Source organism: Pseudomonas glycinis (assembly GCF_054871425.1).
On sequence record NZ_JBTYHF010000005.1, the window covers coordinates 24,788 to 37,030 of the forward strand.

General features: G+C 60.3%; 16 protein-coding genes. 9 read left to right on the forward strand and 7 right to left on the reverse strand.

Features of this window, described 5'->3' with window-relative positions:
* The first annotated feature begins 97 nt into the window (after nt 1–97).
* A complete protein-coding gene (locus tag ACYSTU_RS13165; RefSeq protein WP_073471256.1) occupies nt 98–406 on the forward strand; it encodes an RcnB family protein in 309 nt (102 codons plus the stop codon).
* Between the two features lie 88 nt (nt 407–494).
* A complete protein-coding gene (locus ACYSTU_RS13170) occupies nt 495–1,007 on the forward strand; it encodes a hypothetical protein (RefSeq protein WP_168772700.1) in 513 nt (170 codons plus the stop codon).
* Between the two features lies 1 nt (nt 1,008).
* Here the strand turns inward: ACYSTU_RS13170 and ACYSTU_RS13175 are convergent, their stop codons facing one another.
* The gene (locus ACYSTU_RS13175) at nt 1,009–1,320 is read right to left on the reverse strand and encodes a protealysin inhibitor emfourin (RefSeq protein ID WP_122508038.1); all 312 of its coding nucleotides are present in this window, start codon (nt 1,318–1,320) and stop codon (nt 1,009–1,011) included.
* Between the two features lie 14 nt (nt 1,321–1,334).
* A complete protein-coding gene (locus ACYSTU_RS13180) occupies nt 1,335–2,381 on the reverse strand; it encodes a M4 family metallopeptidase (protein ID WP_136493705.1) in 1,047 nt (348 codons plus the stop codon).
* Nucleotides 2,382–2,512: 131 nt separating this feature from the next.
* Between ACYSTU_RS13180 and ACYSTU_RS13185 the strand changes: the two genes are divergently transcribed.
* A complete protein-coding gene (locus ACYSTU_RS13185; protein WP_041477007.1) occupies nt 2,513–2,851 on the forward strand; it encodes an FKBP-type peptidyl-prolyl cis-trans isomerase in 339 nt (112 codons plus the stop codon).
* Nucleotides 2,852–2,986: 135 nt separating this feature from the next.
* On the opposite strand, the gene ACYSTU_RS13190 is transcribed toward ACYSTU_RS13185, so the two are convergent.
* The 3 genes from ACYSTU_RS13190 to ftrA all read right to left on the reverse strand — a co-directional run bounded on the left by ACYSTU_RS13190 (nt 2,987) and on the right by ftrA (nt 4,805).
* Nucleotides 2,987–3,295: a helix-turn-helix domain-containing protein gene (locus ACYSTU_RS13190; protein ID WP_016775213.1), complete on the reverse strand. Its 309-nt coding sequence runs from the start codon at nt 3,293–3,295 to the stop codon at nt 2,987–2,989.
* Nucleotides 3,296–3,298: 3 nt separating this feature from the next.
* Nucleotides 3,299–3,622: a type II toxin-antitoxin system RelE/ParE family toxin gene (locus ACYSTU_RS13195; RefSeq protein WP_024013362.1), complete on the reverse strand. Its 324-nt coding sequence runs from the start codon at nt 3,620–3,622 to the stop codon at nt 3,299–3,301.
* Between the two features lie 193 nt (nt 3,623–3,815).
* A complete protein-coding gene (gene ftrA, locus ACYSTU_RS13200) occupies nt 3,816–4,805 on the reverse strand; it encodes a transcriptional regulator FtrA (RefSeq protein ID WP_217878478.1) in 990 nt (329 codons plus the stop codon).
* Between the two features lie 101 nt (nt 4,806–4,906).
* Here ftrA and ACYSTU_RS13205 point away from each other — a divergent pair, with 101 nt between their 5' ends.
* The 4 genes from ACYSTU_RS13205 (at nt 4,907) to ACYSTU_RS13220 (ending at nt 8,654) form a co-directional block, all read left to right on the forward strand.
* Nucleotides 4,907–5,335, forward strand: a complete 429-nt coding sequence (locus tag ACYSTU_RS13205) for a rhodanese-like domain-containing protein (RefSeq protein WP_122747264.1) — start codon at nt 4,907–4,909, stop codon at nt 5,333–5,335.
* A 304-nt stretch (nt 5,336–5,639) separates the two neighbouring features.
* Entirely contained in the window at nt 5,640–6,419 is a 780-nt protein-coding gene (locus tag ACYSTU_RS13210; protein WP_071172858.1) for an ABC transporter substrate-binding protein, read from the forward strand.
* A 200-nt stretch (nt 6,420–6,619) separates the two neighbouring features.
* On the forward strand, nt 6,620–7,732 hold the full coding sequence (locus ACYSTU_RS13215; protein ID WP_425646185.1) for a succinylglutamate desuccinylase/aspartoacylase family protein: 1,113 nt from the start codon (nt 6,620–6,622) through the stop codon (nt 7,730–7,732).
* Nucleotides 7,733–7,937: 205 nt separating this feature from the next.
* Complete coding sequence (locus ACYSTU_RS13220; RefSeq protein ID WP_125918657.1) at nt 7,938–8,654, forward strand: alpha/beta hydrolase; 717 nt, start codon at nt 7,938–7,940, stop codon at nt 8,652–8,654.
* Here the strand turns inward: ACYSTU_RS13220 and ACYSTU_RS13225 are convergent.
* Both ACYSTU_RS13225 and ACYSTU_RS13230 read right to left on the reverse strand, forming a co-directional pair.
* Nucleotides 8,644–9,201, reverse strand: coding sequence for a DcrB/PsbP domain-containing protein (locus ACYSTU_RS13225; RefSeq protein WP_136493700.1), 558 nt, complete (start codon nt 9,199–9,201; stop codon nt 8,644–8,646). The two genes, ACYSTU_RS13220 and ACYSTU_RS13225, sit on opposite strands and share 11 nt — an antisense overlap.
* Nucleotides 9,202–9,285: 84 nt before the next feature.
* Entirely contained in the window at nt 9,286–10,059 is a 774-nt protein-coding gene (locus tag ACYSTU_RS13230; protein ID WP_073471247.1) for a hypothetical protein, read from the reverse strand.
* A gap of 146 nt (nt 10,060–10,205) precedes the next feature.
* Between ACYSTU_RS13230 and ACYSTU_RS13235 the strand changes: the two genes are divergently transcribed.
* Together ACYSTU_RS13235 and ACYSTU_RS13240 are read left to right on the forward strand one after the other, a co-directional pair.
* Nucleotides 10,206–10,742 carry a chalcone isomerase family protein gene (locus ACYSTU_RS13235; protein WP_041476996.1) on the forward strand — a complete coding sequence of 179 codons (537 nt, stop codon included), beginning with the start codon at nt 10,206–10,208 and terminating at the stop codon, nt 10,740–10,742.
* A 131-nt stretch (nt 10,743–10,873) separates the two neighbouring features.
* A complete protein-coding gene (locus tag ACYSTU_RS13240) occupies nt 10,874–12,142 on the forward strand; it encodes an Nramp family divalent metal transporter (RefSeq protein WP_498999759.1) in 1,269 nt (422 codons plus the stop codon).
* The last annotated feature ends 101 nt before the right edge of the window (nt 12,143–12,243 follow it).

Consider the following 12,243-nt stretch of genomic DNA (forward strand, 5'->3'; position numbering starts at 1 on the left):
CAAGGCCTCTTACAGCCACCTCCAGCAAAAAACAAGGAATGTTTCCCGCGCCGCGCAGTCGGAGTTCAGGTACTACCTATCCGAAAGAGGTTCACCGATGAACAGCAAAACCCTAATCGCCAGCCTGGCCCTTGTTGCGGGCATTGCCGGAATCACACCCATTGTTCAAGCGGCGCAAACCTCCAGCGAACCCGCCGTGCAATCACCGACCAGCGACCGCCAGCTGAAGGTCAACGACCGCGCTCCAGAAATGTACCAGCGCGACGACAAGGCTTTGAAGAACTGGAAAGCCAAAGGTCTGAAAGCGCCGATCGACCAGGCGCAGTGGGTGCAGATCAATGACAAGTACGTGATGGTGATGATCACCAACGGCACGATTGTCGAGATGCAGCCGGTCGAGCGATAGGCCCGGTTTTACAATTGGCCACGGATGGCTGATTGCATTCAAACGCCGTTCCGGTAAAAGAACGAACGTCTGGATGAGGAACAAGGGATTGGACAAGAAACCGCTCTACCGCAAAGTGAACACTCGAACGTGGGGTGTTCGTCGCCACGAATCAGTTGCGCATTATCGCGATCAGCGCAACAGCAAAGCTGCAAGCCGTGACGAAGGCATGCGAAGTTCGATGCACGCAGGCAAACAATACGGGCGAGATTACACGCCGTTGTTTCGCTTCCTGCTGTCTCGGGTGGGCGGTTCTTGGGATGCCATTTTCAGCGAAGCTGTGGCGCGACTGGATCAATCAGCGCCGGTGTTCTGGATGGTTGCCATCCATGAGAAGGATCGCGAAGAAGTCGTGCGACTGGGTGAGTCCAGTTATTTCAACGGGCTGTACGTCGACGAGCAAAATCTCCTGCAAATGGTCAATCCGAAACTGAAGGCGCAGGACATGACGCCGAGCTGCGAGTGCTGTACCCACACGTTCAACGGTGTCGTATTCGGCCAGACCGCGGGCTTTGGCCCGCGCACATCGTCAGTTGTCGACGCAGAAGAGCCGCCAGCGTGAATCAGAGCAGCTCCCCCTTGTCCCACAAATGCACCAGTTCCCCAGGCGCCCGGTCCTCCGGCACCTTCAACACCATTTCCCCGGACTGATAGCGCACTTCAATCTGGTAGAAGCGCTGATCCCCACGGCCCGATTCGCTGCTGTCCAGTGGCAGGCAACCCTCAAGCACCGAGCAGATCCTTGAACGCTGACTGATGTCGCACTGGGCAAATTCGATTTCCCGTGGGCGGCTCAGGCTGTGAATCGCTGCAACGCCACCCTGGCGAGATACGCGCAAAACGGAATCTTTATCCAGCTCGGGTAGCGTTTTCATACGGTCTCCTCGGATTATTCGATACCGACCTGTGCCCAGGCTTGCTGCACTGCGTCGGCTGCTTCGGCGCCGAAGCGCTCGCCGGCGTGGTTGATCGTCAGTTTTGCGAACGCGTCAAACGTTGCGTCCTGTTTCAAACGGTCATCACACAGCGTGTCGTACCAGACGCGTCCGGCTTTTTCCCAGGCGAAGCCGCCAAACGCTCGGGCTGCCAGGTAAAACGCGCGGTTGGGAATGCCGGAGTTGATGTGTACACCGCCATTGTCTTCGCTGGTGATGACGAACTTGCGCATGTGATCCGGTTGCGGATCCTTGCCCAGCATCGGGTCGTCGTATGCCGTGCCGGGGTGCGACATCGAGCGCAGGCCCTTGCCTTGGATCTGTGGCATCAGCAGGTCGGCGCCGATCAACCAGTCTGCCTGCTCGGCGGTTTGGCCAAGGGTGTATTGCTTGGTCAACACGCCGAATACATCCGAGAGCGACTCGTTCAGCGCGCCGGACTGGTTGGCATAAATCAGCCCGGCTTCGCTTTCGGTGACGCCGTGGGCCAATTCATGGCCGATGACGTCGAGCGAGCGGGTGAAGCGCTGGAAGATTTCGCCATCCCCGTCACCGAAGACCATCTGCGCGCCGTTCCAGAATGCGTTCTCGTAGCCCTGGCCATAATGCACGCTGCCGATCAGCGCGAATCCCTGATTGTCGATCGAGTCGCGACCGAGCACCTTCCAGAAGAAATCATAGCTGGCGCCCAGCGCATCGTAAGCCTCGTCGACTGCCGGATCCCCCGATGCCGGCTGGCCCTCGAGACGCACCGGCATGCCCGGTAAGAGCATTTTGTTCTGCGCATCATGCACGCTGCGCCGCGCCAGGCCAGGCTTGCTCGCCTCCGGCAGAATCGCCCGCGCCGGCGGCTGTGAAGGACGGCCGGGGTTGGGCAGCAGGCTGCGCACATGATTGAGCGTCTGCATCGCGGCGTTGCGCTGCGGCTCGGAACCGTGGGCAATGATGCGGTTGAGAATGTAGGGTGGGATGAAACTGCGCAGCAATCGAGAGTCGGTCATCTAAGCATCCTTGTCGTCATACGATGTCGATACACATGTGAGCGGCAAGGCGTGTTTTCGGTTCCATGGATTGCCATCGACGCCGGATTCTGCGAAAAACGCCGCCTGCGAACATCTCAAGAGCCAACGACATGACAGACGAACTGCAAATTATCGACCTGCAACCGGGCGACGGCAAAGCCGCGGTGAAAGGCGCGCTGATCACCACCCAATACACCGGCTGGCTGGAAGACGGCACTGAATTCGATTCGTCCTGGAGCCGGGGCAAGCCGTTTCAGTGCGTAATCGGCACTGGGCGCGTGATCAAAGGCTGGGATCAGGGCCTGATGGGCATGCAGGTCGGCGGCAAACGCAAATTGCTGGTACCGGCGCATCTGGGCTACGGCGAGCGGACCATGGGCAAGATCCCGCCGAATTCGAATCTGGTGTTTGAGATTGAGTTGCTGGAGGTTTTGACGCGGGAGGATTGAAGGGGGAGGAATCATCCAGCGGAGTTTCTGTGCAGCTGGATGATGTCGATGGTTAGCTGCGAAGTTGCATGCTATTCAACTCCCTCGATTTCGAAACTCGGAATGCAGGGTGGACATTGCCACGCAGAGCCAGTGTCAGGCCCATTGCAACGGGCCTGACGGAAAGCAAATGTCCACCTCCAGCCTTGCAGCAGCTGACAGGTTGACCAATGCATCGAGCGAGAATTTGTCGATTTTCCCGTTGAGTACATCATTGAGGCGCGGCTGCGAGATTCCCAATCTCTGTGCCGCGTCCTTTTGAGGGAGCTCCCACGCTCGAATGGTCTCGCAAAGCGAACGCATGAGCTTGGCTCGCAAACGCATGTTGGCGGCTTCCTGAGGCGTGTCCTCCAATGCATCCCATACACTGGAAAATCGTTGGGATGAGTCTTGATGTTCCTTCATGGCTTAACCTATTTCCTGATATCTGGCCCGGGCCAGTTCGATGTCTCTAATTTCCGTTTTACGCGTGGTTTTGTGCATGGCGTGAAGCACATAGATTGCTTCAGGTCGATTGACTACATAAAACACGCGAAACGCCCCTGAGTCCTCGGTGATTCTGATTTCGTTGACACCGCGTCCTACGGTTTTCATAGGGCGCCAATCGAGTGGGGCATCACCCTGTTGCAACAGGTCCAGCTGAAACCCCGCCGCTCTTCGGGCATCAACCGGGAACGCTTTGAGATCTTTCAACGCGCTTCCCACGAACACCACATCCTTGTGTTTCGGCATCGGCTAGTCCTGTGTCAAAAGGAAAAGCGTAATAGCTGAACGTAAGCGGCGACGGTGAGTTGTATTGCAAGAAGTGCCAGTGCGCGTTTGATTTTCAGGTTATATCAGAATCAATATAAAGCAAGCCGCATTTGTCCGTTTTATGATTTTCATCGGCTGGCGTTTCTGCAGGTCTCGCCGCCAGCGTCGGCCCTTAAAACGCTGTGGAATGGAGCGAAAGCTTGTTGCTTCGCCCAAACCGCTCCCGATAAACCGACGGCGGTACGCCCACCACGCTGCGGAACGCCACACGAAAACTCTCCACCGAGCGATAGCCGCAGCGCTGGGCGATCTGCTCGGTGTGTTGATGGGTGCTCTCGAGCAGCTCCCGCGCTCGTGCCAGGCGTTCATGTTGCAGCCAGGCCTTGGGCGTTTGCCCGCTGGCTTCGGTGAAACGCCGTAGAAAGGTGCGCTCGCTCATCGCCGCTTCACTGGCCAGATCGCGGACTTCCAGTGGTTCGTGCAGGCGTTCGCGGGCCCATTGCATGACGCGCGACAGGTCGCTGCGGGGTGTCGGGCTGACCGGGGTGGGGATGAATTGGGCCTGGCCGCCGGTGCGTTGTGGCGACATGACCAGGCGCCGCGCGACGGCGTTGGCGACCTGCGTGCCGAAGTCGCGGGTTACCAGGTGCAGGCAGGCGTCGATGCCGGCGGCGCTGCCGGCGGAGGTGATCAGTTGACCGGCGTCGACGTAGAGCACGTCCGGATCGACCTCGATCGCCGGGAAGCGTTGCGCCAGTTCACCGGTGTAGCGCCAGTGCGTGGTGGCGCGGTGGCCGTCGAGCAGGCCGCTGGCGGCGAGCACGAACACGCCCGAGCAGATCGACAGCAACCGCGCGCCTCGGTCATGCGCCCGACGCAACGCGTCGATCAGCGCAGGCGGTACCGGGGCGTTGCGGTCGCGCCAGCCCGGAATGACGATGGTGCGCGCTGCGGCGAGCAGTTCCAGGCCACCATCGGCCAGCACCTGAATCCCGCCCATGGCGCGCATCGGGCCTTGATCGACTGCCGCTATCGCGTGTTCGTACCAAGGGAAGTCGAACTCTGGTCGGGCCAGGCCGAAGATCTCCACGGCAATGCCGAACTCGAATGTGCAGAGGCCATCGTAGGCCAGAATGGCAACCAGATTGGGCTGAGTGGGCATTTGGCGGAAATCTCCCGGTCGGTGTCTTGCGCGCCACTGTAGCGGCAAGCGCCGTCTCGATAAAGTCTGTTCATCCCCCACAGACAAAGGAGCAACACAGCATGACCAGCCTGGTTCGCGAAATTCCCGCCGCCCCTTCGGCGATTGCCCTGATGCATTTCAGCAATCGTCTGACCTTCGAAACCGATTGTTCCGACGTGTTTAGTAGCCACGAGGCCGGGGAGGTCGATTTTGTTCTGGTGGATGTGCGCGGCCCATTGGCGTTCGAGCGCGGCCATGTGCCCGGCGCGATCAATATCCCGACCCGCTTGCTCACGGCGGAGCGCTTGGCCGATTACCCGAAACACACTTTGTTCGTGGTCTATTGCGCCGGGCCGCATTGCAACGGCGCGAACAAGGCGGCGGTGAAGCTGGCGGCGTTGGGCTATCCGGTCAAGGAGATGATCGGCGGTGTCACCGGATGGCTCGATGAGGGTTTCGAATTGAACGCGGTTTCAGCAACCAACACTGCGATCAGCTGCGCCTGCTGACGCTTCGATCTCGCCGCCATGGACGCTCCGCATCTCGTGTCAGGACATAGAGAGTCCCGAGCAAAAAAACGCATATTTCTGACCTGAAAAGGGCAGTGTCCTACAGCCTTCGCACCACCACGGCGCACGCGTTGACCCCAGTCAATGCGTGCGCCGATGTTCTGTAAGTAATTGTCGCTTAAAAACAATTGCCTCCGTGCGCGCCGCCATAGACTGCCGGCCACGTCGGTTTTTGCCGTTAGAACGCCATGACCGAACGCTGACTCGAAAGCTGCCAATAAAAGCCTCCGCACGGGAGTAATAAATGAAAAAGCTAGTGATGTTCGGTGCCCTGGCACTGTCGATGTTGTCCCTGACCGCCGTGGCCGAAGACGCCAAGCCGATCCGCATCGGTATCGAAGCCGGGTACCCGCCATTCTCGATGAAAACCCCTGACGGCAAACTCACTGGTTTTGACGTGGACATCGGTGACGCACTGTGCGCGCAGATGAAGGTTAAATGCACGTGGGTCGAGCAAGAGTTCGATGGCCTGATCCCGGCGCTGAAAGTGAAGAAGATCGACGCGATCCTGTCGTCGATGACCATCACTGACGATCGCAAGAAAAACGTCGATTTCACCATCAAGTACTACCACACCCCGGCGCGCTTCGTGATGAAGGAAGGCTCGGGCGTGAAAGACCCGCTGACCGAACTCAAGGGCAAGAAAGTCGGCGTGCTGCGCGCCAGTACTCACGACCGTTACGCGACCGAAGTGCTGGTTCCGGCCGGGATCGAACTGACGCGCTACGGCTCGCAGCAGGAAGCCAACCTCGACATGGTGTCCGGGCGTATCGACGCGATGCTCGCTGACTCGGTCAACCTCAGCGACGGTTTCCTGAAAACCGACGCCGGCAAAGGCTTCGAATTCGTCGGCCCGACCTACGAAGACGCCAAGTACTTCGGCGGCGGCGCTGGCATTGCCGTGCGCAAGGGCGATACTGCGCTGGCTGAGCAATTCAACAAAGCCATCACCGAAATCCGCGCCAATGGCGAGTACAAGAAAGTCCAGGACAAGTACTTCGACTTTGACGTATACGGCCATTAATACGCCGTGAAAAAAAAGTGGCCCCGTTTGCGCGGTGGCCACTTTTTTTATGTTCTTTTATTGATGGAAATTCTCTGTGGGAGCGAGCCTGCTCGCGAAAGCGGTCTGACATTCGACATCGTCATCGTCTGACCTGACGCATTCGCGAGCAGGCTCGCTCCCACAGGGATTTGCGTAACCCAGCTATTAAGGAGTTTTCCATGCAACGCATCGACCACGTTCTGCCCTGGAGCCACTTGGGCAGCGAGCGCTCCCTCAGCGTTTTTCGCTACGGCGCCGGCAGCCGCAAGGTGTATATCCAGGCCAGCCTGCACGCCGATGAACTGCCGGGCATGCGTACCGCGTGGGAACTCAAGCTGCGTTTGAACGAACTGGAACGGCAGGGCCGTTTGCAGGGCGTTATCGAACTGGTGCCGGTGGCCAATCCGATCGGCCTGGATCAGCATCTGCAAGGCAATCACATGGGCCGCTTCGAACTGGGCAGCGGCAAGAATTTCAACCGCGCATTCGTCGAACTCAGCGCCCCGGTCGCGGCGCTGGTTGGCGAGCGTCTGGGCGCGGATGCCGAGGCCAACGTCGCGCTGATCCGCCAGGCCATGGCTCAGGTCTTCGAAGAATTGCCGGCGCCGGCATCGCAACTGGAAGCCTTGCACCGCTTGTTGCTGCGCCACGCCTGCGACGCCGACATCACTCTCGACTTGCACTGCGACTTCGACGCTGCGATTCACCTCTACGCGCTGCCGCAACACTGGCCGCAATGGCAATCGCTGGCGGCGCGGTTGCAGGCCGGCGTCGCGTTGCTCTGCGAGGACTCCGGCGGCAGCTCGTTCGATGAGTCGTGCTCGACGCCGTGGCTGCGTCTGGCCAAAGCGTTCCCGAACGCGGCGATTCCGGCGGCGAATCTGGCGACGACGCTGGAGCTGGGCAGTATGGGCGACACCCGCGTCGATCAGGCTCAGGCCAACTGCGAAGCGATCCTGGGTTTTCTCGCCGAGCAGGGTTTCATCAGCGGCGAATGGCCGGCAGCCCCGAACGAATGTTGTGAAGGTCTGCCGTTCGAAGGCACCGAATACCTGTTCGCCCCGCACCATGGCGTGGTCAGTTTCTTGCGCAATGCCGGCGAGTGGGTAGAGCAGGGCGATGCGCTGTTCGAGGTTGTTGACCCGTTGCAGGATCGCGTGACCACCGTGCGCGCCGGCACCAGCGGGGTGCTGTTTGCGATTGATCGCGGGCGTTATACCGAGCCGGGGATCTGGCAGGCGAAAGTGGCGGGGCGGGTGCCGTTTCGTACCGGCAAGCTGACGAACGACTGATGGCTCTTCGCTGAATTTGCTGACCTCATCGCTGGCAAGCCAGCTCCCACAGGGTTGCGGTTGATCTCAAATTTCGGAGACGCCGCAATTCTTGTGGGAGCTGGCTTGCCAGCGATAGCGGCATCAGCCACTCCACAAAATTTGGATCCTCAGCCGAGGATGTTAGGCTCCCCGCGAACCCGACACTCTGTGAAGGAACGCTGCAATGCTCAAATTGTTCGCCCTGCTGACCCTGCTTGCATCCACCGCCGTTCACGCGCAAACCACCCTGCAATCCGATCTGCCACTCAAGTACCTCGAACAGGTCCACGCCGACGCCGAACCACGTCCGCTGGTGATTTTCCTGCACGGTTACGGCAGTAACGAGGCCGATCTGATCGGCATGAAATTTCAGCTGCCGGCGCAGTACAACTACCTTTCCGTGCGGGCACCGATGACGTTGGGTGAAGGACGTTTCCAGTGGTTTCGCAAGAAGGGTGAAGGCGCCTACAACGGCGAGACCGATGATCTGAAGGTCAGCGGCCAGAAGCTGCGCGACTTTATCGCCCAGGCGGCGAAGAAATATCACGCCGCGCCGGACAAGGTGTACCTGATCGGCTTCAGCCAGGGCGCGATGATGAGTTACGAAGTGGGCCTGCGCGCGCCAGCGGTCGTGGGCGGGTTTGCCGCGTTGAGCGGGCGCTTGTTGCCGGTGCTCAAAGCCGAACTCAAGCCCGGGCAAGCGCCACTGCCGCTGAGCATATTTATCGGCCACGGCACCGCTGATGATCCGGTGCCTTACCGTCACGGCACCGAGGCCAACGCGCTATTGCACAAGCTCGATTACCAGCCCGAGTTTCACGCGTATCCGGGCGTCGGCCACAGCATCAGTGCGGCCGAATTGCGCGATTTGAACGGCTGGTTGCAGCGGCTCAATCCTTGACGATGGCTTTGACCAAAGCATCGTGACCCTTCTTGTCGCTGACGCGGGAAATCACCTGCACCAGCGCCATCTTCGTCCCCGAGCCGGCCAGTAGCGTGGTGTTCAGCGTCTGGCCACCGCCCTGAGTGGCGGTGCTGTCAACCTGACGCAGACCCAGGCCGGTACCTTTCTGGGTCAGGCTTTTCTCGCTGAGTTTGTTAAAGTCCGGCAGGGCCTTGCGCTGATCGTCGATGAAACTCGACACGCTGCCGTCAAGAAACTCACCGTCGTTGTCCTTGACGTTCTGGCCTGCGGGGATCTGGTTTTCGGCGGCGATGACCACGGTCTTGGTGGTCTGGTTGGTGTACATCGTGCCCTTGGCCCCGCTTGGGCTGGCGGGCAGCGGGTCAGCGACAAAGCCTTTGGGCAGGACGAAGGCGAATTTGCCGTCGAGCAGCGTAACCTTCTCGGTTTTGACCTTTTCCTTGGCGGCGTGCGCGTTGATCGCGGCGAAACCGGCGACGGCCGCCAGCATCAGGACGAGGGCTTTTTTGCTCAACAATGACATGTGAATCTCCGGTGAATGGTCGCGCGAGGCGGGCGATCATCCCACGGAGCGTGCCGGGCGTTCCAGCGCGATTCGTCCGGGCGGTTATTGCGCTTGCGCCTTGGCCACTGGCCGCGCCAGCAGACGCCGGGTCACCCCGAGCATGGCCACCGACACTGCCACGCCTACGACAAAACCGCTGAGGCCCATGCTCGGCAGCGTCAGGGCCGACACCAGGCAGAACGCCGAAAACGAATACATGCCGGTCGCCGTTGCGCGCAATAACGCAGCGGTAAACGCCGGGCCGCGAGTTTGTTGCGAGAACACTGCCATGACGCTGCCGAGCACCGGGAACACCGCGAGCAGGCCGCTCCAGCGTTCGCCGACGGTGCTTGCCAGCATCGTCACCACCAGCGTCAGCGCCGCACCGGCGATCATCCGCCAGATCAGTTTGTCCGACTTCGGTGCTGGCCCGTTCAACACCGGCTGCACCTCAGGGAACAGATAAGGCGAAGCGAGCAGTGCCACCGCTGCCGCAATCACCGAGAACGGCAAGGACGCCGGAATCACCGACAACACCGTCGCCAGCGCGGCCCAAACCGCCAGTGAAATGGTCAACGCCCACGGCCAGTTCGCCCGCTGCGCCACCTGCGCATAGGTAATGCAGAAAGCGATCATCGCGAACATCGCCGACAGCGCCGCCACCGCCGATTGCGCGGCAAACTGCGGCCCTTGTTCAATCGCCAGAAAGAACAGAATCGGCCCGACCACCACCGGCAATCCCGACAACCACCCGGCCACGCTCGGCCCCCAGCGTTTGCCCGCCAGGGAAATCAGCAGGAGAAAACCGGGAATCAGCAGCAGTTTGAGGATCAGCACGCGGGTGTCTCCATCGGGTCAGGATGAGCCACGTTAGCACTGCCGATTAAAGATTGCTGCCTATGTTCGCAATTTTTGTATACAAAAATTCAGGCGCGAATCCGGCTATGCTTTGATCATTAGAATGCAGCGGAGACGATACGGCGATGAACAGAACACCCAAGCTCGTACGTGGCTGTTGTGGCATCGGCTTGTGGGCGCTGTTGCTGACGCCGACGTGGGCCAATTGGCAGGACGCAGTGCCGGGCGCGCAAATCATCGGCAGTGGCGATTTCAGCGTGTTCGGCTTCGATGTTTACAGCGCGCGCTTGTGGAGTGCCGCGCGGCCTCTGGCGGACGGCCAGCCGTTTGCTCTGGAGCTGATCTACCGGCGCAACATCTCGCGAGACGATCTGGTCAGCACCAGCGTCGATGAGATCAAACGCCTTGCCGGTCCTCGGGTCACTTCAGCGCAATTGGCCGGCTGGCAGAAGCAGATGCAGCAATCCTTTGTCGACGTCCAGGCCGGCACGCGCATAACAGGCGTGTATCTGCCGGGGCAGGGCGCGCGGTTTTTTGTCGGGCAGAAGCTCCAGCATGAGATTGAGGATCCGCAGTTTGCCAAGGCGTTCTTCGATATCTGGCTGGATCCGCGAACACGCAGTCCCGAGTTGCGCGAGCAGTTGCTGGGGGTGAACCCATAGGTTCAGTGATCTTTGCGCTTCAAGGCATCAGGCGAAACGACTAAGCTGCCGGGCTCCCGTTTTTGTTTCTGGATGTGTGCGTGAAATTCAGTTTGCCCAAAATCGCCACCGCGCCGTTTTGCCCGCCGGAAGTGGCTGGCAGTGTTGCGGTTGATCCGACTGCCTCGTTCTTCAAACGTGTGCTGCGTTTCGCCGGTCCCGGTTTGCTGGTGTCGATCGGCTACATGGATCCGGGCAACTGGGCGACCGCGATCGAGGCCGGTTCGCGTTTTGGCTACAGCCTGTTGTTCGTCGTGTTGCTGGCGAGTCTGGCCGGCATGGTGGTGCAGTGCCTGTGCTCGCGGTTGGGCATCGCCACCGGGCGCGATCTGGCGCAGTTGTCCCGCGAGCGCTACAGCACGCCGACCGCGCGCCTGCAGTGGCTGCTGGCGGAAATCTCAATCATCGCCACCGACCTCGCCGAAGTGCTCGGCTGCGCTCTCGCGTTTCACTTGCTGCTCGGTTGCTCGCTGACCTTCGGCATCGCTCTGACGGCGTTCGACACGCTGCTGGTGCTGGCCCTGCAGAACCGGGGATTCCGCCGTCTCGAAGCGATCATGCTGGTGCTGGTCGCGACCATCGGTGTGTGTTTCTTCGTCGAATTGTTGTTGATCAAACCGTACTGGCCAGACGTGGCGCTGGGCTTTAAACCCTCGCTGTCCGCGATCAGCGATGCGGCGCCGCTGTATCTGGCCATCGGCATTCTCGGCGCCACAGTGATGCCGCATAACCTGTATCTGCACACATCGATCGTGCAAACGCGGATGATCGGCAAGGACTTGGCAAGCAAGCGGGACGCGGTGAAACTGGCGCGCATCGACACCATCGGTTCGCTGGCCCTGGCGCTGCTGGTCAACGCGGCGATCCTGATTCTCGCAGCGGCGGCGTTTCACCAGTCCGGGCACACCGATGTGGTCGACATTCAGGACGCCTATCACCTGCTCGACCCACTGGTTGGCGGTGCGCTGGCCAGTGTGCTGTTCGGCGTGGCGCTGCTCGCGTCGGGGCAAAGTTCGACCTTCACCGGGACCATCGCCGGGCAGGTCATCATGGAAGGCTATCTGAACCTGCGCATCCCGTGCTGGCAGCGGCGTTTGATCACTCGCGGGCTGGCGCTGATTCCGGCGTTCATCGGCGTCTGGCTGCTCGGTGATGGCGCGATCGGCAAACTGCTGGTGTTGAGCCAGGTGGTGCTCAGCCTGCAACTGCCGTTCGCCTTGTACCCGCTGATCCGCATGACCAACGATCGGCAATTGATGGGGCCGTTCGTCAATCGCTGGCCCACGCGGGTGCTGGCCTGGGGGCTGTTTGTGTTGATCAGCGTGGCGAACAGTTGGTTGATATTGCAGTGGGCGGTTTGATCGCTGAGTTGCGGTAGCTGGCAGGGCCTCTTCGCGAGCAGGCTCGCTCCCACACGCCGCAATCTGGATGGGCAGCCGACGAGGGGTCATCCATCAACTTG